The following is a 23076-nucleotide window of genomic DNA, read 5'->3' as shown; positions in this document are numbered from 1 at the left end:
AAAGGAGTTTTGTCGTGAGCGAATTCGATAACGTCCCGCCGCCGCCGCCGGCCATCGCCGACGTCCCGGCCGACCAGCGCACCATGGCCCTGGCCGCGCACCTGCTGGGCATCTTCACCGGCTTCATCGGCGCGCTGATCATCTGGCTGATTAACAAGGATGACGCGGGCAAGGCCTTCGTGACCGACCAGGCCAAGGAAGCCCTTAACTTCCAGATCACCGTGACCATCGCCATGGTCATCAGCATGATCCTGATGATCGTGATCATCGGCGGTATCCTGGCGCCGATCGTCGGCATCATCAGCCTGGTGTTCAGCATCATCGCTGCGGTCAAGGCCAACAACGGCGAAGCCTACCGCTACCCGTTCGCGCTGCGCCTGATCAAGTAAGATCGTCCGCACGCGGAACTGAAAACGCCCGGCACTGCCGGGCGTTTTCGTGTGCGGGAAATGCCCGGCCGTGTATAGCGATCAGTGATCGCGTTCCACCGCCAGCGTCGCCAGCGCGCGCAGTGCATCGGCTTCGTCGCCATGCCCGGCCAGGATCGACTGCATGCGTGCAGCGAGCTCGTGCAGCTGCGCCTTCGCACCGTCCATGCCGAGCAGGGCGGGGAAGGTGCTCTTGTCCTGTGCCTGGTCCTTGCCGGCGGTCTTGCCCAGCTGTTCGGAACTGGCTTCGACATCGAGGATGTCATCGCGCACCTGGAAGGCCAGGCCGAGCGCGTCGGCGAAGCTGTCCAGCTGGGCCAGCTGCGGTTCGTGGGCCTGGCCGCACAGCGCGCCCATGCGTACTGCCGCGCGGATCAGGGCGCCGGTCTTCAGGGCATGCATGCGGGTCAATGCCGCCAGCGTCTGCTGCTGGCCGGTGGCATCGATGTCCAGCGCCTGGCCGCCGCACATGCCTGAAGCACCCGAGGCATGGGCCAGGGTCTGCAGGCAGGCCACGCGCAAGGTGGCTGGCAGCGGTGCATCGGCCAGCAGGCCGAAGGCACGGGTCTGCAGCGCATCACCGGCAAGGATCGCGGTGGCTTCGTCGAAGGCGATGTGGGTGGTCGGCTTGCCGCGACGCAGGGCGTCGTCATCCATTGCCGGAAGGTCGTCGTGCACCAGCGAATAGGCATGGATCAGCTCGACGGCCATCGCGGCCGCGTCCAGGCTTTCCGGTTGCGCGCCGAACAGGTGACCACTGGCGTACACCAGCAGCGGCCGCATGCGCTTGCCGCCACCCAGCACCGAATAGCGCATGGCCTGGTGCAGGCGCTGCGGTGCTTCGGCAGGCGAGGGCAGAGCGGCGTCGAGCTGGCTTTCGATACGGTCGCGCCAGCGCGCGAACAGAACCTCAGCCGTCATGGCTGGGCGGGTCGAAGGGCTCGGAGGCTTCCGGCTGCGCCGGATCGCTGAGCAGGCGCACGCGCAGTTCCGCCTGCTCCAGCGCCTGCTGGCACTGGCGGTACAGACCGACACCACGCTCGTAAGCGCTGAGCGAAGCTTCCAGGCTCAGCTCGCCGGTTTCCATCTGCTCCACCAGCTGTTCCAGCGATTCGAGCGACTGCTCGAACTGGGCGACCGGGGAGGCGTTTTCGGGGGACTTCTTGGCCATGCGGCAAGTGTGGACGGGCTGCGCGCGGGGGTCAATTCACCAGCCGCCGGGACGCCACTGCAGCTGTGCGTCGTTCGCCTGCAACCAGGCCTGCAAGGGCGCGCCGATGACCACGTCGGCGGCGGCCAGCAACTGCGGGCCATCAAAGATCAACGGCAGCTGCGCGCGCCGCCACGGGGCAAGGTGCTCACGCTGCAGGCAGTCCTTCAATGCGTGCGAATGCTGGCGGCCGGGCAGCAGAATGCGCTCACCGCCCACGCGTGCACGGACCTGCAGCGGGCGTTCGAAGGCCGGGGTGCCCTGCAGGCGCAGTTGTCCACCATCGGGCAATGGCAGCGGTGCGCGTCCATCCCATTCGGCCTGCCACGCGAGGGGAAGCGCAGGCAGCCGGGCCGGCAGCAGGTAGGCGTGGTCGCGCCATTGCTGGATCGCGTGATCGTGCCAGCTCACACGGGCCTGACGATCGTTGTCGGCCGGCAGCAGCTCGTCCAGCGCCTGCTGCAGCACGGTGGCCGGCAGCGGTGCCGCACCGTGGCCGGCCGCCCAGGCACGCAGCACGCGTGCGGCGCGCCCTGGTGAGACCTGGCGCAGCAGCTGCAGCGACAGCACGCGCGGTGCCACCTCCAGATGCGCGATCAGCTCGGCGTCCTCCTCGTCGAGCAGTTCGCGGGTCTGCCCGCAGTGCGTCGCGCTGCCCGCCAGTGCCGCAGCGGCATGCGGCCAGCGCTGGCGCAACAGTGGCAGTACCTTCAGGCGCAGGAAGTTGCGATCGGCGTGGTCGTCAGCATTGCTGGGATCTTCGATCCAGCGCAGCGCGTGGTGGCGCGCGTAGTCGAGCAGTGCACTGCGTGGCACCGCCAGCAGCGGGCGCCACAAGGGATGTTCGCCAAGGCGGCTGTGCATGGACATCGCCGCCAGGCCATCGACGCCGGAAGCGCGCAGGGCCCGCAGCAGGAAGGTCTCGGCCTGATCGTCCTGGTGCTGCGCCAGTGCCAGTGTTTCGCCGTCGCGCAGTTCGGCGGCGAACGCGGCGCGTCGTGCCAGTCGCGCGGCACCCTCGGTGCCCAGGCCTCTGCCGTTCTCGACCTGCACGCGGTGCACGGCCAGTTCGATGCCCCAGGCGTCGCATTGCTGCTGGCAGTGCAGCACCCAGTCATCCGCATCGGGCTGCAGGCCGTGGTGCACGTGCACCGCGCGCAGCGAAGTGCCGGAGGCCTGCGCGCAGCGCCACAGCCAGTGCAGCAGCACGGTGGAGTCGACGCCACCGCTGTAGCCCACCAGCAGCGGCGCATCCAGCGGAACGAGGGCAGGGAAGGCAGTCACGGCGGCAAGTATAGGGTTGCTCGGCAGGGCTGCGCCCTGCACCCGCTACGAGCCAGAGCAACAGCAACAGCAGAAGCTGGTTTCCTGAAGGATGGCGGGGTGGGTCCGGTTGCGGGAGACGCCGTAAACCCATCCCTGGGGGCTTGGCCGCGGCATCCATGCCGCGGACACTCCCGCAACCGGACCCACCCCGCCTTCGACAGTTGGCCGCGATCTGTTGGAACGACGTATTGCCTTGGTAGGTGTCGACCTTGGTCGACACAGTAGATCCACGCCATGCGTGGATGACTCATTCGATATCTGACAGATGTGTCGACCAAGGTCGACACCTACCAACAGCCGCCGGAATCTGTCGAAGGCGGGGCACTGTGGGTTTGCGGGGTGTGAGCCGCATGGATGCGGCGACCAAGCCCCCAGGGACGGGTTTACGGCGTCCCCGCAAACCCACAGTGCCCCGCCATCCCACGGAGCGCACGCTGTTGCTGTTGCTTCGGCCGTTGCCGTTGCGTCTGCAGGTGCAGGGCGCAGCCCTGCCGAAACCCTACTTCACCCGACGGCCCGATCGGTCGATGCGGAACCGCTCTCCGCCTTCCATCGGCGTGTGGCCATCGCCATCCGGCGTGCCGCGACGGCAGCCGTTGCAGACCTCGGCCACGCCGTCCTGGAACGGCCAACCGAAATCGAAGGTGCCGGGCACCACCTGGCGGAACTTCAGGTCGAAGTAGCCCACGCGGTGGCCGACGCGGGCGCGCAGCAGGCCTTCCTGCGGTGTTTCCGGACCGTTGTCCCAGGTCAGCACCGGCAGGCTGCGACCCTTGCGGTTGACGTAGTGGAAGCCCTGGTCGGCGTACACCACTGCCAGGCCGTGGTCATCAAAATTCAGGTACTTCAGCGTGTCGGGCTGGATCTTCGGCCGGTGGTCGACCACCTCGCAGTTGGGCAGCGGCCACAACCCGTGTTCGTCGGTCAGCAGCTTGCACGCCGGTGCCTGTGCCGCTGCATTGGCACTGACCAGCACGCCAAGCAGGGCCAGCGACCGCGCGGAGCGGCCGCTGGCAGGGGCAGGGCGGGCCTGCCGTGCGATCACTTGGCCTCGGCCTTGCGCTCGAAGGCCGTCGGTGCCGGCAGCTGAACCGGCACGCCCTTGTCATCGCAGGTGCCGGCCTGGCACAGGCGCTCGCGCAGGGCCGGCGTGGCCTGCACGATCATGTGGTAGATCGCGTTCTGTTCCAGCGTGCCGCGGATCGCCTTGCTGCCGGGGCCGCGTGCCCAGATACCGACGTCTTCGCCGCCGTGCGACTCGGACTTCATCGGCACCAGCGCTTCCTGCATGTAATCCGGATGCTCGGTGTCGACCTCGCGCAGGTTCGGGCGGCCGTTGGCCGGTTCGAAGCTGCTCGGGTTGTGCGGGTAGCGCTTCGGGCCGGCCGGCTGCTGGTTGCTGCTGCCGGTATGGCCCGGGCCGTTGGCATAGCTCAGCGTGGTGTACGGCTGGCCGGTGCCGTCCAGCGCGTAATCCAGCTTGCCGGCGCCATCTTCGCCGCCCTTGTCCTTCACCTTGCCCAGGATCGGGTTGCCGCGCGCCGGGTAGCCGACGAAGTTCAGCGTGTGCGAGTGGTCGGCGGTGACGATGATCAGGGTGTCGTCGGCCGAGGTCAGCTCGTTGGCCACGCGCACCGCGTCGGACAGGGCCACGGTCTCGGTCAGCGCACGGTAGGCGTTGCCGCTGTGGTTGGCGTGGTCGATGCGCGCGCCTTCGATCATCAGCACGTAGCCTTCCTGGTGCTTGGCCAGATTCCTGATCGCTGCGGCGGTCAGTTCGGCCAGGCTCGGCTCACCGCCCGGATCCTGCGGGCGCTCGTACTCGTAGCGCATGTGGTCCGGCTCGAACAGGCCGAGGATGGCCGGCGCGTTCGCGGCGGCGGCCAGCTGCTTGCTGTTCCAGACGTAGGCACCCTGCGGGTGTGCCTGCTGCCATTCCTGCACCAGGCTGCGGCCATCCAGGCGCTGGCCGACCTTGTCGTCGTACTCCGGATCGCGCTCTTCCACAGTGGTGAATTCACCCCGGCCGCCGCCGAGGGCAACCAGCGGGCCACGGCCATAGCGCGAGGTCGACAGCAGCTGCTGGGCGATGTCCTTGCAGCCTGCGGCCTTGGCCGCGTCGGTCAGGTCGGTGTCGTTTTCCCAGTTGCGCTCGGGCGAGTGCGCATAGGTCGCCGCCGGGGTGGCATGGGTCAGGCGCGCGGTGGACACCACGCCGGTGGCCAGGCCGGCGCTGTCGGCCAGCTGCAGCCAGGTCAGCAGGCCCTTGGACAGGCTGTCGGCGCAGTCGGTGCGGCTGCCGGCACTGACGCCGATTGCACCCATATGGGTCTTCACGCCGGTGGTGATGGCGGTCATGGTGCCGGCCGAATCCGGGGTCTGCGAATCGGTGTTGTAGGTCTTGCTGAACGCCGTGGCCGGGAAGCGCTCCCAGGACAGCAGGTTCTCTTCACCGGAGCCGCCCTTCTGCTGGCCTTCGTAGATGCGCGAGGCGGCCACCGTGGTCAGGCTCATGCCGTCACCGAGGAACAGGATGACGTTCTTGGCCTTGCCGGACATCGCACCGTTGGCGGCGGCCTGGGCGGCGCCACTGCGGTACCACCACTGCGGCGTCTCACCGGCCGGATGGGCGACAGGGTCGACGGCGACCTTCAGGCCGGTCGGGGCAGCGGCGGGGGTGGTGCTGGCACAGGCGCCCAGCAGCAGGGTGGTGGCGCAGGCGGCCAACAGGGAGACGGAACGGCGCATGGACGCTGGGATCTCACAAACTGTAACGGGACGTTCATTATGCCCGGTGCCGCAAGGCACGCCGATGACACACTGATTTGCCGGCCGGGCGGTCGTTCTGCGGGCCGCCTTGGGCTATCGTGCCAGCATCCCTTCCTTCCCCTCTGGATTGCCTATGAAGCTGGTCTCTGCCTGGCTGCGGATTCCATTCTGGCAGCGCGTGGTCGGTGGCTTCGTGCTCGGCGCGCTGGCCGGCTGGGCGCTTGGCCCTGCCGCGGAAACGTGGTTCGGCCCGCTCGGCGAGCTGTACGTCACCCTGATCAAGATGATCGCCGTGCCGCTGGTGTTCTTCGCGGTCATCAACGCGATCTCGTCGCTGCACGGCCAGAAGTCGGTCGCCGCGCTCAGTGGCCGCACCTTCCTGTGGTTCGTGATCACCGCCGCGCTGGCGGTGTGCGTCGGCCTGGGCGTGGGCACCGTGCTGCAGCCTGGCGCCGGTGGACTGCAGCTGTCGATGGCCAGCAACTATGTGCCGCGCGAAGTGCCCAGCGTGGTGCAGGTGCTGCTGGACGTGGTGCCGGCCAATGTCTTCTATGCGCTGTCGGGCATCGGCACCAAGGTCAACGCGGCCGGTGAGACCGTGCTGGCCGCCGGCCGTGGCTCGATCCTGCCGGTGATCTTCTTCGCCGGCCTGGTGGGTTTTGCCATCGTCAAGCTGGGCGAGAAGGTGACCGAGGCGCGCAAGCTGGTCGGCCAGATGAGCGACATCATGATCCAGGTGACCCGCTTCGTGCTGGAAGTCACCCCGATCGGCACCTTCGGCCTGATCGCCGGCCTGGTCGGCAGCTATGGCTTCGAGAAGCTGCTGCCGCTGGGTCATTTCGTGCTGGCCCTGTACGTGGCCTGCGCCCTGCACATCGTGGTGGTCTACAGCGCACTGCTGCTGGCGCACGGCCTGAACCCGCTGAAGTTCTTCCGCGGCGCGGCGCCGGGCATGCAGGTGGCCTTCGTCAGCTCGTCCAGCTTCGCGGCGATGCCGGTGGCGCTGCGTTCGATCACCCACAACCTGGGCGTGAACAAGGACTACGGCTCGTTCGCGGTGCCGCTGGGTGCCAGCATCAAGATGGACGGCTGCGGTGCGATCTACCCGGCGCTGTGCGCGGTGTTCATCTCGCAGTACAGCGGGGTGCCGCTGACCCCGGAACAGTACGTGGTGGTGCTGATCGCCTCGGTGCTGGGCAGCTTCGGTACCGCCGGCGTGCCGGGCACCGCGGTGATCATGGCCACGGTGGTGCTGAGCGCAGCCAATCTGCCGCTGGAAACCATCGGCTACCTGTATGCCATCGACCGCATCCTGGACATGATGCGCACGATGACGAATGTGACGGGCCAGATGCTGGTGCCGGTGATCGTGGCCAAGGAAACCGGGCTGCTCGACCAGGCGGTGTATGACAACCCGTCCAGCAATGTCGGCGTGGACGATCCGGACCCGACACCGCCACGCGCCTGAGGTTGCGTGGAGATGAAAGGCCCGCCCTGACCGGCGGGCTTTTTGTTTTCTCCTGGTGGATCCACGCCATGCGTGTGGGTGGAAGCAGTGCCGACCAAGGTCGGCACCCACCAGAGGACAGTAGCTCCACGCCATGCGTGGATGAGGGCGATGCCGACCAAGGTCGGCAGCTACCCACCATTGCGCGGGCCAAACAAAAAAGCCGCTGCGTGGGCAGCGGCTTTTTGTCTTTCAGGCGGCGCCGTAGCGCCAGCGGGTCAGAGGTCGACCCGGCGGGCCTGCATGAACTTGTTGCCCCAGTAGCCACTGAGCAGGGTGTCCACGCGGACGTCCTTGCCCGAGCTCGGTGCGTGCAGGAAGCGGCCATCGCCGACATAGATGCCGACATGGTCGACGCGGCCCTTGCGGCCGAAGAAGACCAGGTCACCCGCCGCCAGCGCAGTGCGGTCGTTGATCAGTTCGGCGTTGTCGTCGTGCGCCATCTCGCGGGAGACGCGCGGCAGCTCGATACCCAGGGCCGAGCGGAACACGTAGCCGACCAGGCCACTGCAGTCGAAGCCGCTGTCCGGGTTGCTGCCGCCCCAACGGTACGGGGTGCCCAGCAGGGTCATCGCGCGGCGCAGCAGCGACTGCACCTTGCCGTTGTCGGCCGCGGTGCCGACAACACTGCCATTGGCAGCGCTGCTGGTGTCGTAGTTGGCGAGGAGGCGGCTGAGGTCACCGGCCACCACGGCCGAGCGGTCCATCAGCGGAATGGTGTCGTTGGCGGCCAGGTGCGGCAGCAGGGCGGCCAGGGTAGCGCTGGCGGCGGCGTCGACGCGGCTGCGCTGCGGAGCGGCAGCTTCGGCCTTGGCGGCCGGTCGGGCGGTGTTCTCGGCCAGCGGGGCCGGGGTCACATCGGAACGGTTCGGAGCAGTCTGCGACCAGGCCGGGAGGCTGGTCAGACACAGCGCCAGGCCAAGCAACAACGGGCGGGCACTGCGTGAAGATACGGAAGTCTGGCCTTCGCTTTTCAGGTCGTCAGTCGTCACGCGTCGGTCACAGGAAAAAAACGATGGGGCATCATGCCCTGTAAAAGCGCGGATAAGTTAAAAATTCCGTTAGTAATCCGTTAGTTTCAAGGTGATCGGCGTCACAGTTTTGAACATATCGCCTGTTCATTTTAGCGAAGGACACGTTTCGCGCCGGTGTAGTGGTCTTTCCAGTAGGGGCCGCTGAGCGAGTCCAGCCGCACGGTGCCACCGGTGCTTGGCGCGTGCACGAAACGCCCTTCACCTACATAAATACCAACGTGGGTGACGCTGCCGCGGCTGCCGAAGAACACCAGGTCGCCGGTGGCCAGGCGTTGCGGATCGATCTTCGGACCCTGTACCGCCGCCAGGTCACGCGAAGTACGTGGCAGCTTGAGGTCCAGCATCTCGCGGTAGACATAGGCGACCAGGCCGCTGCAGTCGAAGCCCGAATCGGGAGTGTTGCCGCCATAGCGGTAGGGGGTGCCGACCAGGCTGATGGCGCGCATCAGCACCGAGTTGGCCGCCTCCGGGTTGTCCGGCACGGTCTTTGGCCAGTTCGCCGTTGGCGGGGGCGGCGCAGGGCGGGTGGCCTTGCCACCGCCGCAGGCGGTCATCAGCAGGGGCAGGGCCAGCAGCAGGGCCGGGGCGAGAAGCCGGCGCAGGCCGGACGAAACTGGCGTGATGTGCATGATCTCCGGATAATGCGCCACCTTGGATTGGCCGTCATGATGGCGGCGTCCCCGCCGGGCGACAACCCGCCCCAACCCGCCTGCCTCCGGCAGATCCAGACAGAGTTGCGCATGAAGATCGAAAAAGACCGCGTTGTCCGCTTCCACTACACCGTTTCCGAAGTCGGCCAGGAGCCGATCGAATCGTCCAAGGACCGCGGCGAGCCGCTGGCGATCCTGATCGGCCACGGCAACATCATCCCGGGCCTGGAAAACGCCATGATGGACAAGGAAGCCGGCGCGACCTTCAGCGTCGATGTCAATGCTGCCGACGCCTACGGCGAGCGCCGTGAGGGCCTGTCCCAGCGCGTGCCGAAGAAGCACTTCGGCAACACCAAGCTGGCTCCGGGCCAGCAGGTCGTGCTGCAGACCAATTTCGGCCCGCGTGCGGTGACCGTGCAGAAGGTCGGCATGAGCGTCGTCGACGTGGACCTGAACCACCCGATGGCTGGCAAGGATCTGCACTTCGACGTGGAAATCGTCGATGTGCGCGAAGCCGGCCAGGAAGAGATCGATCACGGCCACGTCCACGGCGACGGTGGTCACCACCACTGATCGCAGCGCGATCGTGATGTCAGCAACGGCCCGCTTCGGCGGGCCGTTGCGTTTCTGGAATACGGCGCGCCCATCCACGGCGCGCGGGCCGACGGCATAATGGTGGACCTGACCGACGGATGCCCCGTGAACGCCGCTTCTCCTTCCCTGCAGCCGATGGCCTCCGGCGAACGCATCGCCGTGCTGGACGTGCTGCGCGGTGCCGCGCTGCTGGGCATCCTGCTGATGAACATCGAGGCCTTCAGCGGGCCGCTGGACCTGGCGTTCACTGCCATCGACGTGCATTGGCATGGCATCGACTACTGGGCCGATGCCTTTGTCTATGTGTTCGTGCAGGGCAAGTTCTTCACCCTGTTCTCGCTGTTGTTCGGCGCCGGCTTTGCGGTGATGGCGCAACGCGCCGAGCTGGCGGGGCGTGATTTCACCCCGTTCTACCTGCGTCGCAGTGCCGGTCTGCTGCTGATCGGCCTGTGCCACGCGCTGCTGGTCTGGTCCGGCGACATCCTTGTGCTGTACGCACTGGTCTCGTTGCCGCTGCTGGCCTGCCGCGAGGCGCCGCGCAGCTGGCTGCCGTGGATGGGCGCGACGCTCTACCTCGGCGGCGTGGCGATGATGCTGCTGGTCGGCGCGATGGTGTCGATGGCCTCGGCGGACGAGGTGCGGGGAATGCTCACCGAGGCGCAGCAGAGCATCGATCTGCAGCGCCAGGTGTACGGGCACGGCAGCTGGATGCAGGCCAATGCGCAGCGGCTGAGCGAGTTTGGCACGTCGATGGGGGCGATGCTGATCACCGGCCCGGAAGTGCTGGGCATGTTCCTGATCGGCAGCTGGTTTGCCGGTAGCGGTGCGCTGTCGGCGCCAGAGCGCTTCCCGCGGCTGTATGCGGTGTTGCGTTGGGTGGCGCTGCCCCTCGGCCTGCTGGTCACGCTGTTGGGTGTTGCCTGGAAGCCGTATCTGGCGCCGGGTGCCTACGATCTGCCGGTGACGGCGGCGATGGCGCTGCTGACGATCGGCGGCCTGCCGATGTGCCTGGGCTACCTGGCCTGGATCGTGCACTGGCGCGCGCGGCTGGGCTGGCTGGCGCCGGTCGGGCGCATGGCGTTGACCCATTACCTCGGCCAGTCCCTGCTGTGCACCTGGTTGTTCTACCACTACGGCCTGGGCGCGTTCGAAATGATGCCACGCAGTGTGCAGCTGCTGTTCGCGCTGCTGCTGTTCGCCGTGCAGGTGGGCATCTCGCACGTCTGGCTGCGCCACTTCCGCTTTGGGCCGATGGAATGGCTGTGGCGCGCGATGACCTACCGGCAGTGGCCGCCGATGCGGCGCGGAGCCGGGCAGGGCTGATCGATGCTGGGCGCGCGCGAGGATGTGATCGTGGTGGGCGCCGGTGCCATCGGTCTGGCCGCCGCGCTCGCACTGTGCGCGCAGGGCCGGCAGGTGCGTGTGATCGAGCGTGGCCGCATTGGTGCGGCAACCTCGCACGGCAACTGCGGCACCGTCACCCCCAGCCATGCACCTCCACTGGCTGCGCCTGGCGTGCCACTGCGCGCATTGCGCTGGATGCTCGATCCGCGCGCGCCGCTGTATGTGCGCACCCGGCTGGATCCGGCGTTGTGGCGCTGGTTGCTTCAGTTCGGTGCGCGCTGCAACGCGCGTGACTGGCTGCAATCCACGCGGGCACGGGGTGCATTGCTGAACGACTCGCGGTTGCGCTTGGCCGATTGGGTGCAGGCGCATGCACTGGAATGCGAATTCGATACGCGCGGGCTGGACTATGTGTTCGGCGATGCGCGCAACTTCGACCACTACGCGGCCGAGTGCGAAGCACTGAACAGGCAGGGTATCGCCATGGCCTGCATCGACGGGGCCGGCTACGCACGTGCCAATCCGGCCTTCCACGACCGTCTGGCCGGCGCGATCCACTTTCCCGGTGATGCGCAGCTGCGGCCGGACCGCTACACCGCGGAGCTGGCGCGTGTACTGCGCGCGCAGGGCGTGATGATCGACGAGCAGAAGGACGTGCAGGGCTTCAGCGACGATGTACAGGGGGTACGCGTGCAGGTTGGCGGGCAGACCCTGCGGGCACGTGAGCTGGTGCTGGCCACCGGGCCGTGGTCGCGCGACTGGGCACGGCAACTGGATCTGCGCGTGCCGATCCAGCCCGGCAAGGGCTACTCGCTGACCTGGTCGCGACCGGCGCAGGTGCCACAGCGCCCGGTGGTGCTGAAAGACCATTCCGTGTTCGTGATCGCCTGGCGCGACGCGCTGCGGCTGGGCGGCACCATGGAATTCGCCGGTGCCGATCCGCAGCTGCGCACGGCCCGCCTGCAGGCTTTGCAGCAGGCCGCCGACCACTACCTGCGCGCGCCACGCGGTGCGCAGCTGCAGGAGCAGTGGTGCGGGTGGCGCCCCATGAGCGTGGACGACGTGCCATTGATCGGCCGTGCACCCGCGCATCCTCACGTCTGGCTTGCAGCGGGGCATGGCATGCTCGGCATCAGCATGAGCGCCGGCACCGGCCAGCTGATCGCCGATCTCGTCTGCGGCCGCACCCCAGCGATCGATCCTGCCCCTTACCGACCCGAGCGATTCCGATGAGCACTGCACCCTATGATTACGACCTGATTGTCCTTGGCGGTGGCTCCGCCGGCCTGGCCGGTGCGATCCGCGCGGCGCAGCATGGCAAGCGCGTGGCGATGCTGGAGCCCGGTGAACTGGGCGGTACCTGTGTCAATGTTGGCTGCGTGCCGAAGAAGGCGATGTGGCTGGCGGCCGACCTGCACGAGCGCATCGGCCTGGCCAGTGCGATGGGTTTCGATGTCGAGGCACGCCCGGCGTTGTCGTGGAAGGAACTGGTGATCCATCGCCAGGCCTACATCAGCAATATCCACGTCAGCTACCACAAACGCCTGGATGAAACCGGTGTGGTGCGCATTCCGGCGCGTGGCCATCTGCTTGATGCGCATACGGTGGCCTGCAGCGATGGCGTGCGTTACAGCGCCGAACACATCCTGATCGCCACCGGCGCGCACCCGCTGCGCCCGGATATTCCCGGTGCCGAACTGGGCCTGGTTTCCGATGACTTCTTCGATCTGCGCGCGGCACCGGCCGAGGTCGCGATCATCGGCGGTGGCTACATTGCAGTGGAACTGGCCGGCCTGCTGCAGGCGCTGGGCAGCAGGGTGAGCCTGCTTGTGCGCGGAAAGCGCTTGCTGGAACGCTTCGACTACGAGCTGACCGACCAGCTGGCCGAGAACCTGAAGCAGCAGGGCGTGCGCATCCATTTCGACTACCGCCTGCGCGAACTGCAGCGCGATGGCGAACGCGTGCGTGCGTTCGGCCATGACGGCCCGATCGACAGCGTGTTCGACGCAGTGTTCTTCGCCACCGGTCGTCGCGGCAACAGTCGTGACCTGGGCCTGGAAGCGCTGGGCATCGGGATCGGAGAGCATCAACAGGTGGAGGTGGATGAATGGCAGACCACGAGCGTGCCGAGCGTGCATGCAGTCGGTGACATCGCCGGCAAGGTCGGCCTGACGCCGGTGGCGGTGGCTGCATCGCGGCGCCTGATGGATCGCCTTTTCGGCGGCCGCCCGCAGTCGAAGATGGACTATGAAAACGTAGCCAGCGTGGTGTTCTCGCATCCTCCGCTGGGCGCGGTGGGCATGAGCGAAGAAGAGGCGCGCGCCCGTTTCGATCAGGTGAGCGTGTACCACAGCCGTTTCCGCCCGATGCTGCAAGCGCTGGCCAACGGCACCCAGCGCAGCCTGTTCAAGATGGTCTGCGCGGGCCCGGAAGAGCGGGTGGTGGGCATCCATCTGCTGGGTGAAGCGGCCGACGAGATCCTGCAGGGTTTCGCGGTGGCGGTGAAGATGGGCGCGACCAAGGCCCAGTTCGACGATACCGTGGCGATCCATCCGACGTCTGCCGAGGAAGTGGTGTTGATGCGCTGAGCTGGGCGGTTGTAGAGCCGAGCCTATGCTCGGCTGCGTTCCGTGCAGACATGGTGCAGCTGAGCGCAGGCTCGGCTCTACAGGTCACCTGGCGCCCCCATGCGATAATGGGTGCCCCCATGCGTTTCCGGGCCGCCCTATGCGGCCCGCCGTCGTCCTGATGTCCAGCCCCGTCTCCCGTATCGCTACCGCTTCCCCACGCATCGCGCTGGGGGGCATCGGCCTGGCCGCGATCGGCGCCATCGCCGCCTCCGGCAAGGCCATCATCGTCAAGCTCGGCCTGCGTCACGGCGTCGATGCCACCACGCTGCTGGCGCTGCGCATGCTGATGGCGCTGCCCTTGTTCGCGCTGATGGCGTTGTGGGCCGCGCGCCGGGCCGAGCCGCTGTCCTGGGCCGACCGCGTCCGCGTGCTGTGGCTGGGTTTCACCGGCTACTACCTGTCGAGCCTGCTCGACTTCCAGGGCCTGCAGTACATCAGCGTCACGCTGGAGCGGTTGATCCTGTACTTGAATCCGACCCTGGTGCTGCTGATCAACGTGTTGCTGGCGCGGCAGCGCCCCGGCCGCTGGCAGATCGGCGCGCTGGTGCTGAGCTATCTGGGCGTGCTGCTGGCCTTCGGCCATGACCTGCAGCGCGAGGGTGGGCAGATCATCGTCGGCAGCCTGCTGGTACTGGGCAGTGCGCTCAGCTACGCGCTGTACCTGTTCGGCAGCGGCCAGGTGGTGGCGCGCATCGGCGCGGTACGGCTGACCGCCCACGCCAGCTGCGTGGCCAGCGTGCTGGTGCTGCTGCACTTTGCGGTGACCCATCCGCTGCCGCTGCTGTGGCAGGCGCCGCCACCGGTGCAGTGGCTGTCGCTGGTCAATGCCACCGTGTGCACGGTGCTGCCGGTGCTGGCGATCATGCTGGCGGTGCAGCGCGTGGGTTCGTCGCTGGCCGCGCAGGTCGGTATGCTGGGCCCTGTTTCCACCATCGTGATGAGCCTATGGCTGCTCGACGAACCGATGGGGCCGGCGCAGATCGCCGGCACCGTGCTGGTGCTGATCGGCGTATTGCTGGTGACCCGCCTGCGGCGCTGACGCCGGAGCAGGCGCGTGCGCGCATCCTGGCGGTGATCCGCGCGATCCCGGCGGGGCAGGTGATGGGCTATGGCCAGGTGGCGATGCGTGCCGGCCTGCCGGGGCGTGCGCGCTTGACCGCTCGCATCCTGGGCCAGAACGACGATCCCGACCTGCCCTGGCATCGCGTGCTGCGCTCGGACGGGCGCATTGCCATGGAAGAAGGGTCGGCCGGTTGGCGAGAGCAGTCACAGCGGCTACGCGCCGAAGGCGTGGTGGTGGAGAAGGGCCGGGTGCGTATGCCGCCCACCGATCCGGCCGCGGCGCTGGATGCGGCCGTGTGGGGACCCGGCTGAGCGCCGCTGGCGACTGAACGGGCCACGCCTGCGGGTCGCCAACAAGACACGGTGCTGCGGCTATGATGGAGGCCGTTCCATGCCGGTGCTCCCATGTTCCCGCGACTGCCTACCGTCACCAAGGCCCTGCTGATCGCCAACGCGATCCTGTTCCTGCTGCAGCAGCCGTTCCTGCTCGGCATGCAGACCTTCGAGCCGTTCATGCTGCAACCGCTGCAGCAGGGCTTCGACGCGTTCTCGCCGGGCGGTAATTTCCAGCCGTGGCAGCTGCTGACCTATGGCTTCCTGCATGGCAGCTTCGGGCATCTGTTCTTCAACATGCTGGCGGTCTTCATGTTCGGCGCACCACTGGAGCAGACCTGGGGCGAGAAGCGCTTCCTGCTGTATTACCTGGTGTGCGTGGCCGGTGCCGGTGTCTGCCAGCTGCTGGTGGGTACGCTACTGGAAAACCCGGCGACGGTGCTGGGCGCCTCCGGCGGCGTGTTCGGCCTGCTGCTGGCCTACGGCATGCTGTTCCCGAACCAGCGGGTGATGCTGCTGTTCCCGCCGATCCCGATGAAGGCGCGGACCTTCGTGATCCTGTTCGGCGTGGGTGAGCTGGTGCTGGGCATGACCGGCTGGCAGCCGGGCGTGGCCCACTTCGCGCATCTGGGCGGCATGCTGTTCGGCTGGCTGCTGATCCGCTACTGGCGCGGGCAATCGCCGTTCAACAAGCGCCGCCCGCCGGGCCCGCCGAAGCGCCCGAACCATCTGCGCAGCGTCAAATGATCCGAAGGATCATTTGACGCTGTAGGTGCCAGAGAATCATCTGACGTCCGGGCGCTGTTCCGGGTTGTCGGATGGCGTTGAGAGTGGCTGTTGCACAGGCAATCAGGTAATTGACTTTGCATCCCCGGGCTTCGAATGATGTTTCTTACATCAATTGGAAATTCGGTATGGGCTATCTGCTGACGACTGTCGGAAACTCATACGGGCTATTGAATTATGCTCATGATGAATCGGAGGACTACCTGCTGTTCAGGGCGGGCATCCGGCTTGAAGGGCTAGAGCCTGTGCTTTCCTACCAGGCTACAAGCCGGGCGGCTCTGAAGCGCCTAAGGAAGCACCACATTGTCTCAAGCACTGGACCTGACCTGGTCAGCAGAGAGCTCAGGACAGCCTTGGAAGCCTTGGCGCCTTCGGATGTCGAATTTTTCGACGCCGCGGTTGTATTCGGTGACGATGTCGTAGAAGGCTACAGCGCGATCAATATCCCGAACCTCGCCGGTTGCTGCGACATGACGGTGAGCGAGTACGAGCTTACGAACTTTGATCCCGCGAACCCGAGCTATATGTTCTTGTATACCGTGATCAGGGAAGAGTCGCCCGACGATTTCGATGTTGTCAGGTGTCGTGAAAGGCCTGCTTCCATCATCGTAAGCAACCGCATGAAAGAGCAATTGATGAAGAGCGGCTTGTCGGGATTGGCCTTCTGCAGGTCGCTGGACCTAACCCCGCAAGGTAGAACTATCTACGAATACTGCTAGACGCGTTTGCTCTCCCCACGATCCATGCAGTCGCCGGTTGAGTACCGCATTCACACAGGGGCTGCCTACAGATCCTGCAGCACCACCTGCGCTGCATTATGTCCCGGTGCGCCGGTGACGCCGCCGCCGGGATGGGTGCCCGACCCACACAGGTACAACCCGGGCAGGGCACCGCGATAGCCGGCCTGGCCGACCATCGGCCGTGCCGAGAACAACTGGTTGGCACTGAGCGCACCGTGGAAGATGTCGCCACCGATCAGGCCGAAGGTACGCTCCAGATCCAGCGGCGACAGCACTTGGCGGCCCAGTACGCTGTCAGCGAAACCTGGCGCATAGCGTTCAACGGTGGCGATCATCAGGTCGGCCACGGTCTCGCGGTGGTCATCCCAGTGACGCCCATCAGGCAGCACCGGCGCCACGTGCTGGCAGAACAGGCTGGCCACATGCTGGCCAGGCGGCGCCAGCGAATCGTCCAGGGTGCTGGGAATCAGCATTTCCACGATCGGTTCGCGTGACCAGCCATCGCGGCGGGCATCCAGCCAGGCGCGATCCATGTAGTCCAGGCTGGGTGCCATGATGATGCCGGCACTGAGGTGATCGCCGGGGCCGGGCAGGGCGCTGAACTCCGGCAGCCGCGACAGTGCCACGTTCATCCGGAAGGTACCCGAGCCGCAGCGCCACTGCGCCATGCGTTCGCGCGTGGGGGCGGGCACCTGCGCCGGTTCCAGCAGCTGCTCGTACAGCAGCTTCGGATTGACGTTGGCGACCACCGCACGCGCGCGCAAAGTCTGCCCATCGCCCAGCACCACGCCCACCGTGCGTCCGCCTTCGATCTGCAGCCGTTGCACCGGCGCATCGACACGCAGTTCTGCACCGGCCTGGCGTGCGGCCGAGGCGATGGCCTGGCTTATCGCGCCCATGCCACCAATTGCATGGCCCCATGCACCCTTCACGCCATTGCACTGGCCGAACACGTGGTGCAGCAACACGTAAGCGCTGCCCGGAGTGTACGGACTGGCGTAGTTGCCGACGATGCCGTCGAAGCCGAACAGCGCCTTGATGGGGGCGCTCTCGAACCAGCGGTCCAGGTACTCCGCTGCCGAAAGCGTGAACAGGTCCAGCAGTTCCTGGCGTAGCGAAGCATCCAGCGCTGCCAGTTCGCGGCCGAGACGGCCCATCTGCCACAGCGCGGGCAGGGCGCGCCAGCCACCTGCAATGCCGATGTCTGGCGGCGCGCGCAGGGCCCACGCACGCAGTACGTCGGCGAAGATCTCCAGACGCGCTTCATACGCTGGCAGCACCTGCGCATCGCGTTCGGAAAATTTCGCGACTTCAGCCCGGGTACGGCCAGGTGCCGACAGCAGGTAGCGGTCGTCGGGCAATGGCAGGAAGTTGTTGGCCGGACGCGCGACGATGCGCAGCCCATGCGCATGCAGCTGCAGGTCGTCGATCACCTTCGGCTGCAGCAATGACACCGTGTAGGACGCCACCGAGTTGCGGAAGCCGGGATGGAATTCCTCGGTGACTGCAGCGCCGCCAAGGACGCCGCGACGTTCCAGTACCAGTACCTGCTTGCCAGCGCGCGCCAGATAAGCCGCGCAGACCAGGCCGTTGTGGCCACCACCGATGATGATCACATCCCAGGACATCAACACCTCGGGAAAAGGGGACGGAGGGGATTAAGTCGCAATTGGCACGGGGCCAGCGGCGATGGGGAGAAACGACTTAATCCCCTCCGTCCCCTTTTTGGATTGCGGCCTGGATGGTGGCGATGTCGATCTTCTTCATCGGCATCATCGCGTTGAACGCGCGCTTGGCCAGTGCCTTGTCTTTGCTGGTCACCGCTTCGATCAGCATGCGCGGGCTGATCTGCCAGGAAATGCCCCAGCGGTCCTTGCACCAGCCGCACTGGCTCTCCTGGCCACCGTTGCCGACGATCGCGTTCCACAGGCGGTCGGTCTCGGCCTGGTCTTCGGTCTGGATCTGGAAGGAGAAGGCTTCGCTGTGCTTGAACGCGGTGCCGCCGTTGAGGCCGACGCAGGGAATGCCGCAGACAGTGAATTCGACGGTCAGAACGTTGCCTTCCTTGCCGTCGGGGTAGTCGCCAGGTGCGTGATGCACGGCGGTCACCGCGCTGTCGGGCAGGATGCTGGCATAGAAGGTGGCGGCCTCGAGTGCGCCGTTGTCATACCAGATGCAGATCGTGTTCTTGTGTGCCATGTCGGGTCTCCGCGATGGACGAAGCCGCAGCGATAGCACGCCGGGTGTTAACCCGGGATCGTGCTGCACCCGCAAAAAAAAGGGCGCCCGAAGGCGCCCTCTGCATTACCCGTGTGGCAGCTGGCTCAGCGCCAGACCTTGATCTGCTCGGCTTCGCTGCGCTGCATCGGCTGGCCGGCCTTGCAGCTGAAAGTAGCGCCGAACGCCGGCAGGTTGGCCAGCGTGCCGTTGCTGCGCCACAGGCCCGGTGCGCGGATGTCAGCAGTCAGGCGGCGCACGGCCTCGTTCGGTGCCAGCTGCTGCGCCCAAAGCGCCGACCAGGCGCGGAAGAAGCCCTGCTGCTGAGCCTGCTTGGCCTTCGGCTCCTGCGCGGTGTACGCGGCCCAGGCCAGTTCCAGGCCGGCGATGTCGGCCAGGTTTTCTTCCTGGGTGAGCGTGCCGTTGACCTTGGCCCCCTTCACGCCCGGGAAGTCGTAGGCGCTGTACTGCGCGGCCACGCGATTGCCGAGCAGGGTCCAGGCGGTCTTGTCGGCCGGGGTCCACCAGCTGCGCAGCTCGCCCTTGGCATCGACCAGTGCACCCTTGGCGTCGATGGCACGGGTCAGTTCGTGGCCGACCAGGCCACCGAAGCTGCCGAACTTGTCGGCAGCATCGGCCTTGGCGTTGAACACGGGGCCCTGCAGGATCGCGGCGGTGACGATCAGCCGGTTCTGCGCCAGGTCGTAGGCCAGCGACGGCTGCTGCGGCAGCACGTCCCAGCGACGGTCGGCGTTGCCCTTGCCGATGCGCTTCATTTCCTCGCGATGGCGCCAGGTCGAAGCGATCAGCATGTTGCCGCCGAACGAACCGCGGCCCATCGGCTGCACGCTGTAATCGAGGTCACGCAGCGGGGTGCCGATCTCGATCTTCAGCGCGGCCAGCTTGGCCTGCGCTTCGGTCTTGGCTTCGGCGCTCATCCAGCTGCTGTTCTTGACCGCTTCGATCTGCACTTCGCGCACCTTGTCGACGATCCACGCCGCCTGGCGACGGTCCTCGGCCGACAGGTAGCGGGCGGCGTACTCGCGGCCGACCATCGGGCCGGCGGCCACGTTGATCGCGTCCAGCACGTCTTCCCAGCGCTGCGGCGGCAGGGTTTCGCCACGCAGCACGCGGCCGCGGAATTCGAACTCGGCGTCGCGGTAGGCCTTGGACAGGTACGGCGCCATCGAGTCGCCCACGCGCCAGCGCAGGTAGGCCTTCCACTGGTCCGGCTTGAGCTTGGTGACCATGCCGTCGAGCTGCTTGAACAGGCCCGGGTCGGCCAGCGAGACCAGATCGTCATCCACGCCCTGTGCCTTCAGGAAGGCATCCAGCTGCAGGTTGCGGTAGCGGCTGTTGAGCTCCTTGGTGGAGATCGGCGCGTAGTTGTTGAACGGGTTGTTGATGCCGGCCAGCGACTGTGCATTGCGCGCCAGCTCGGTTTCCAGCGCGATCACCGATTGCGACTCGGCATCCAGCTTGGCGGCCGGGGTACCGGTCAGTGCCAGGATCTGCTTGACGTAGTTGCGGTAGCGGCCCATCAGGGCCACGGTATCAGCGTCGGTGCGGGTGTAGAACGCCGGGTCCGGCAGGCCCATGCCGCCCTGCATGAAGTAGCCGATGTGGCGGTCCAGCGCCTTCAGATCGACGTCGGGGCCGAAGTTGAAGGCTACGGGAATGCCAACCTGGTGCAGCGCGGCGATCGAAGCCGGCACATCCTTGGCCTTCTTGATGGCGTTGATGCGGGTCAGCAGCGGGGCGATCGGATTGGAGCCGTCGGCTTCCACGGCAGCTTCGTCCAGGCCGCTGGCCCAGAAGTCGCCCAGCAGTTTCTGCACGTTGCCCTGCGGCGCCTTCATCGCTGCGTCGAGCAGTTCACGCTGCTGCTGGCGGCTGCGGTCGACCAGCTGGCCCAGCGCGGTGGTGGCACCGGTCTGCGGCACCGGGTTGGCCTTCAGCCAGCCTGCGTTGGTGGCGTCATAGAAGTCGCTGCACTGGGCACTGACAGCCGGGGCGCGGGCGGCCTTCTTCTTGGCGGCGGCGAACGCATCGTGGGTCGGGACCAGGGTCGCCAGGCTGATGCCCAGGGCGATGGCAAGCGGACGGAAATTGGGCATGTGGAACGAATCCGTGATGGATTGAGGGCGCGCGCACTATAGCAAGCCGGGCATGGGCGCGGGATGCACGCGTCGCGGTGCATTCGCCGACCAAGGTCGGCAGCGACCGGGGAGCGCCGGGATCAGTAGATCCACGCCATGCGTGGACGACATTCACCGCCAAAAACAAAGGCCCGGGAATTCCCGGGCCTCTGCAGGTCTGCAACAGCGTCAGCCGTGGCTTACCAGATCACCACCTGCTGGTCGCCGCTGCGGGCCATCGGCGAACCGGCCTTGCACTGGAAGGCGGCCGCGAAGGTCGGCAGGTTCGACGGCGCACCCATGGCGCGGAACTGCGCCGGGGCGTGCGGGTCGGTCGCCAGGCGGACCTTGGCGTTCTCCGGGGTGTACTTGGTACGCCACACGGTGGCCCAGTTGAAGAAGAAGCGCTGGTCGCGGGTGAAGCCGTCCACCTTCGCGTCTTCCTTGCCTGCGCTGGCCTTCTGCAGTGCGTCGTAAGCAGTGGCCAGGCCGCCCAGGTCCGCGATGTTCTCGCCCAGGGTCAGGTGGCCGTTCACCGCCTGGCCGTCGACCTTGTACTGGTCGAACTGCTTGACCAGCTTGCCGGTCAGGCCTTCGAAGTTCTTCTTGTCAGCGGCGGTCCACCAGTCTTCCATGTTGCCGGTCGGCCCGAAACGTGCGCCCTGGTCGTCGTAACCGTGGGTCATTTCGTGGCCGATCACCGCGCCGATGCCGCCGTAGTTCAGCGCGTCGTCGGCCTTCGGATCGAAGAACGGCGGCTGCAGGATGGCGGCCGGGAACACGATCTCGTTCTGCAGCGGGTTGTAGTAGGCGTTGACCGTCTGCGGGGTCATGCCCCACTCGGTCTTGTCCACCGGCTTGCCGATCTTGGACAGGTTGAACTTGTAGTTGAACTCGTTGGCCGCGCGCACGTTGCCCAGGAAGCTGTCGCGCTGGGTCTGCAGGCCCGACCAGTCACGCCACTTGTCCGGGTAGCCGATCTTCGGGGTGAAGGTTTCCCACTTGGCGATGGCCTTGGCCTTGGTCTCATCGCTCATCCAGCTCAGGCCCTGGATGCGTTCCTTCAGCGAGGCGGCCAGGTTCTTCACCAGCTCTTCCATCTTGGCCTTGGCTTCGGGCGAGAAGGCCACCTTCACGTACAGTTGGCCGAAGGCTTCACCGGCGTCGTTTTCAATGGTGCCCAGCACGCGCTTCCAGCGCGGCTTCTGTTCCTTCTGGCCGTTGAGGGTCTTGCCGTAGAACTCGTAGTTCTCCTGCACGAAGGCGTCGGCCAGGTACGGCGAGGCACTGTCCACGGTGTGGAAGCGCAGGTAGGCACGCCACACCGACGGATCGGTGTCGCCCAGCGCCTTGCTCACTTCCTCATGGAAGGCCGGCATGGCCAGCGAGAACTTCTCCGGTGTGGCCACGCCCTGCGACTTGAAGAACTCGGTCCAGCTGAAGTTCGGGGTCAGCTTGTCGGCGTCGGCCAGGGTGACCGGGTTGTAGTACAGCTCGACGTTGCGCGACAGTTCGACGCGCGACTTGGAGGCCTTGGCCAGGCGGGTCTCGAACTTGACCACGTCCTCGGCCTGCTTGGCAGCGTCGGCAGCGGCGACGCCGGACAGCTCCAGCACCTTGGCGACGTGCGCCTGGTAGGCCTTCAGCTTGTCGGCGTTCTTGGCGTCGGTGTAGTAGGTGCTGTCCGGCAGGCCCAGGCCGCCCTGGCTGGCGTAGGCCAGGTTCACGGCCGAGTTCTTGAAGTCGGCTTCAGCGCCGAAGCCGAACAGGACGTTGTCACCCTTGGCTGCGCTGGTGCGCAGGTAGTTGGCAATGGCCGCCTTGTCCTGCAGGCCATCGATCGCGGTCAGGTCGGCCTTCAGCGGCTCGATGCCCTGGGCGTTGATCTTGGCCTCGTCCATGCCGGTGGCCCACAGGTCGCCGACGATCTTCTCGATGTGGTTCGGGGTCTTCACCTGCGCCACCTGTTCGGCCAGCTGGTGCTGCACGGCCACCGAACGCTCGTCGAGGATGGTGAAGGCGCCCCAGCTGGTGCGGTCGCCCGGGATTTCATTGGCGGCCAGCCACTTGCTGTTGACGTAGTCGCCGAAGGCGCCACAGGCGTCCTTGCTGGTATCGAGGTCGCTGGGCTGGAAGGCGTTGTAGGCCGGCAGCTTGCTCTCGTCCAGGGTGTACTGGGTGGCTTCGGCGGCAGCCGGCGTGGAGGCGGTGGCGTCCTTGGCCGGGGTTTCGTTCTTGCCGCAGCCAACCAGCGCGGCCGAAACGGCCAGGGTCAGCAGCACGATCTTGGGAGTACGGGTCACTTTGA

The 23076-nt window shown here is 66.6% G+C and carries 21 protein-coding genes; 10 read left to right on the top strand and 11 right to left on the bottom strand.

Going from position 1 to position 23076, the window contains the following annotated elements; all coding sequences use genetic code 11:
• The first annotated feature begins 14 nt into the window (after positions 1-14).
• Positions 15-389 (top strand): DUF4870 domain-containing protein, encoded by a 375-nt coding sequence (locus ACZK4H_RS15625; protein WP_099555011.1) that lies wholly within the window; start codon positions 15-17, stop codon positions 387-389.
• 81 nt (positions 390-470) lie between these two features.
• Here the strand turns inward: ACZK4H_RS15625 and ACZK4H_RS15620 are convergent, their stop codons facing one another.
• The 5 genes from ACZK4H_RS15620 to ACZK4H_RS15600 form a co-directional block, all read right to left on the bottom strand.
• Positions 471-1349: a polyprenyl synthetase family protein gene (locus ACZK4H_RS15620; protein ID WP_099555009.1), complete on the bottom strand. Its 879-nt coding sequence runs from the start codon at positions 1347-1349 to the stop codon at positions 471-473.
• Positions 1339-1599: an exodeoxyribonuclease VII small subunit gene (locus ACZK4H_RS15615; protein ID WP_005410522.1), complete on the bottom strand. Its 261-nt coding sequence runs from the start codon at positions 1597-1599 to the stop codon at positions 1339-1341. Before ACZK4H_RS15615 ends, ACZK4H_RS15620 begins: the two co-directional genes overlap by 11 nt.
• Positions 1600-1635: 36 nt before the next feature.
• Positions 1636-2922, bottom strand: a complete 1287-nt coding sequence (tilS, locus tag ACZK4H_RS15610) for a tRNA lysidine(34) synthetase TilS (RefSeq protein ID WP_197577844.1) — start codon at positions 2920-2922, stop codon at positions 1636-1638.
• Positions 2923-3463: 541 nt separating this feature from the next.
• Positions 3464-4009 carry a WG repeat-containing protein gene (locus ACZK4H_RS15605; protein WP_099555005.1) on the bottom strand — a complete coding sequence of 182 codons (546 nt, stop codon included), beginning with the start codon at positions 4007-4009 and terminating at the stop codon, positions 3464-3466.
• Positions 4006-5712, bottom strand: a complete 1707-nt coding sequence (locus tag ACZK4H_RS15600; protein WP_099555003.1) for an alkaline phosphatase — start codon at positions 5710-5712, stop codon at positions 4006-4008. The genes ACZK4H_RS15605 and ACZK4H_RS15600 overlap by 4 nt, the downstream gene beginning before the upstream one ends.
• A 154-nt stretch (positions 5713-5866) precedes the next feature.
• Here ACZK4H_RS15600 and ACZK4H_RS15595 point away from each other — a divergent pair, with 154 nt between their 5' ends.
• Positions 5867-7201: a dicarboxylate/amino acid:cation symporter gene (locus tag ACZK4H_RS15595; RefSeq protein ID WP_099555001.1), complete on the top strand. Its 1335-nt coding sequence runs from the start codon at positions 5867-5869 to the stop codon at positions 7199-7201.
• Positions 7202-7458: 257 nt separating this feature from the next.
• Here the strand turns inward: ACZK4H_RS15595 and ACZK4H_RS15590 are convergent, their stop codons facing one another.
• Complete coding sequence (locus ACZK4H_RS15590; protein WP_099554999.1) at positions 7459-8232, bottom strand: C40 family peptidase; 774 nt, start codon at positions 8230-8232, stop codon at positions 7459-7461.
• Between the two features lie 131 nt (positions 8233-8363).
• Complete coding sequence (locus ACZK4H_RS15585; protein ID WP_049430125.1) at positions 8364-8903, bottom strand: C40 family peptidase; 540 nt, start codon at positions 8901-8903, stop codon at positions 8364-8366.
• Positions 8904-9014: 111 nt separating this feature from the next.
• On the opposite strand from ACZK4H_RS15585, the gene ACZK4H_RS15580 reads away from it, so the two are divergent.
• From ACZK4H_RS15580 to ACZK4H_RS15545, 8 genes are all read left to right on the top strand, one after another.
• Positions 9015-9497 carry an FKBP-type peptidyl-prolyl cis-trans isomerase gene (locus ACZK4H_RS15580; RefSeq protein WP_099554997.1) on the top strand — a complete coding sequence of 161 codons (483 nt, stop codon included), beginning with the start codon at positions 9015-9017 and terminating at the stop codon, positions 9495-9497.
• 99 nt (positions 9498-9596) lie between these two features.
• Positions 9597-10841: a DUF418 domain-containing protein gene (locus tag ACZK4H_RS15575; RefSeq protein WP_099554994.1), complete on the top strand. Its 1245-nt coding sequence runs from the start codon at positions 9597-9599 to the stop codon at positions 10839-10841.
• A 3-nt stretch (positions 10842-10844) separates the two neighbouring features.
• Positions 10845-12095, top strand: a complete 1251-nt coding sequence (locus tag ACZK4H_RS15570; protein WP_099554992.1) for an FAD-dependent oxidoreductase — start codon at positions 10845-10847, stop codon at positions 12093-12095.
• A complete protein-coding gene (gene gorA, locus ACZK4H_RS15565) occupies positions 12092-13450 on the top strand; it encodes a glutathione-disulfide reductase (protein ID WP_099554990.1) in 1359 nt (452 codons plus the stop codon). Before ACZK4H_RS15570 ends, gorA begins: the two co-directional genes overlap by 4 nt.
• Positions 13451-13610: 160 nt before the next feature.
• Positions 13611-14531: a DMT family transporter gene (locus tag ACZK4H_RS15560; RefSeq protein ID WP_099555062.1), complete on the top strand. Its 921-nt coding sequence runs from the start codon at positions 13611-13613 to the stop codon at positions 14529-14531.
• The gene (locus ACZK4H_RS15555) at positions 14438-14866 is read left to right on the top strand and encodes an MGMT family protein (protein WP_428843478.1); all 429 of its coding nucleotides are present in this window, start codon (positions 14438-14440) and stop codon (positions 14864-14866) included. Before ACZK4H_RS15560 ends, ACZK4H_RS15555 begins: the two co-directional genes overlap by 94 nt.
• Before the next feature lie 93 nt (positions 14867-14959).
• Positions 14960-15634 (top strand): rhomboid family intramembrane serine protease, encoded by a 675-nt coding sequence (locus tag ACZK4H_RS15550; RefSeq protein WP_032128229.1) that lies wholly within the window; start codon positions 14960-14962, stop codon positions 15632-15634.
• Positions 15635-15801: 167 nt separating this feature from the next.
• A complete protein-coding gene (locus ACZK4H_RS15545) occupies positions 15802-16392 on the top strand; it encodes an imm11 family protein (RefSeq protein ID WP_099554988.1) in 591 nt (196 codons plus the stop codon).
• 65 nt (positions 16393-16457) lie between these two features.
• On the opposite strand, the gene ACZK4H_RS15540 is transcribed toward ACZK4H_RS15545, so the two are convergent.
• From ACZK4H_RS15540 to ACZK4H_RS15525, 4 genes are all read right to left on the bottom strand, one after another.
• Complete coding sequence (locus ACZK4H_RS15540) at positions 16458-18041, bottom strand: phytoene desaturase family protein (RefSeq protein WP_099554986.1); 1584 nt, start codon at positions 18039-18041, stop codon at positions 16458-16460.
• Positions 18042-18117: 76 nt separating this feature from the next.
• The gene (locus ACZK4H_RS15535) at positions 18118-18612 is read right to left on the bottom strand and encodes a VOC family protein (protein ID WP_099554984.1); all 495 of its coding nucleotides are present in this window, start codon (positions 18610-18612) and stop codon (positions 18118-18120) included.
• A gap of 125 nt (positions 18613-18737) precedes the next feature.
• Positions 18738-20747, bottom strand: a complete 2010-nt coding sequence (locus ACZK4H_RS15530; protein ID WP_099554982.1) for a M13 family metallopeptidase — start codon at positions 20745-20747, stop codon at positions 18738-18740.
• Between the two features lie 221 nt (positions 20748-20968).
• Positions 20969-23071: a M13 family metallopeptidase gene (locus ACZK4H_RS15525; protein ID WP_099555060.1), complete on the bottom strand. Its 2103-nt coding sequence runs from the start codon at positions 23069-23071 to the stop codon at positions 20969-20971.
• Between the last annotated feature and the right edge of the window lie 5 nt (positions 23072-23076).

It is taken from the genome of Stenotrophomonas sp. 78350_Sma (genome assembly GCF_056482105.1).
This window is presented reverse-complemented; position numbering and strand designations above follow the sequence as displayed.

Excerpts from the sequence above, each read along its gene's own strand:
- ACZK4H_RS15530 (WP_099554982.1), bottom strand. The coding sequence starts at position 20,747 with ATGCCCAATTTCCGTCCGCTTGCCATCGCCCTGGGCATCAGCCTGGCG.
- ACZK4H_RS15550 (WP_032128229.1), top strand. The coding sequence starts at position 14,960 with ATGTTCCCGCGACTGCCTACCGTCACCAAGGCCCTGCTGATCGCCAAC.
- ACZK4H_RS15580 (WP_099554997.1), top strand. The coding sequence starts at position 9,015 with ATGAAGATCGAAAAAGACCGCGTTGTCCGCTTCCACTACACCGTTTCC.
- ACZK4H_RS15575 (WP_099554994.1), top strand. The coding sequence starts at position 9,597 with ATGGTGGACCTGACCGACGGATGCCCCGTGAACGCCGCTTCTCCTTCC.
- ACZK4H_RS15600 (WP_099555003.1), bottom strand. The coding sequence starts at position 5,712 with ATGCGCCGTTCCGTCTCCCTGTTGGCCGCCTGCGCCACCACCCTGCTG.
- ACZK4H_RS15545 (WP_099554988.1), top strand. The coding sequence starts at position 15,802 with ATGGGCTATCTGCTGACGACTGTCGGAAACTCATACGGGCTATTGAAT.
- ACZK4H_RS15595 (WP_099555001.1), top strand. The coding sequence starts at position 5,867 with ATGAAGCTGGTCTCTGCCTGGCTGCGGATTCCATTCTGGCAGCGCGTG.
- ACZK4H_RS15570 (WP_099554992.1), top strand. The coding sequence starts at position 10,845 with ATGCTGGGCGCGCGCGAGGATGTGATCGTGGTGGGCGCCGGTGCCATC.
- ACZK4H_RS15560 (WP_099555062.1), top strand. The coding sequence starts at position 13,611 with ATGTCCAGCCCCGTCTCCCGTATCGCTACCGCTTCCCCACGCATCGCG.
- ACZK4H_RS15535 (WP_099554984.1), bottom strand. The coding sequence starts at position 18,612 with ATGGCACACAAGAACACGATCTGCATCTGGTATGACAACGGCGCACTC.
- ACZK4H_RS15620 (WP_099555009.1), bottom strand. The coding sequence starts at position 1,349 with ATGACGGCTGAGGTTCTGTTCGCGCGCTGGCGCGACCGTATCGAAAGC.
- ACZK4H_RS15555 (WP_428843478.1), top strand. The coding sequence starts at position 14,438 with ATGGCTGCTCGACGAACCGATGGGGCCGGCGCAGATCGCCGGCACCGT.
- gorA (WP_099554990.1), top strand. The coding sequence starts at position 12,092 with ATGAGCACTGCACCCTATGATTACGACCTGATTGTCCTTGGCGGTGGC.
- ACZK4H_RS15615 (WP_005410522.1), bottom strand. The coding sequence starts at position 1,599 with ATGGCCAAGAAGTCCCCCGAAAACGCCTCCCCGGTCGCCCAGTTCGAG.
- ACZK4H_RS15585 (WP_049430125.1), bottom strand. The coding sequence starts at position 8,903 with ATGCACATCACGCCAGTTTCGTCCGGCCTGCGCCGGCTTCTCGCCCCG.
- ACZK4H_RS15540 (WP_099554986.1), bottom strand. The coding sequence starts at position 18,041 with ATGTCCTGGGATGTGATCATCATCGGTGGTGGCCACAACGGCCTGGTC.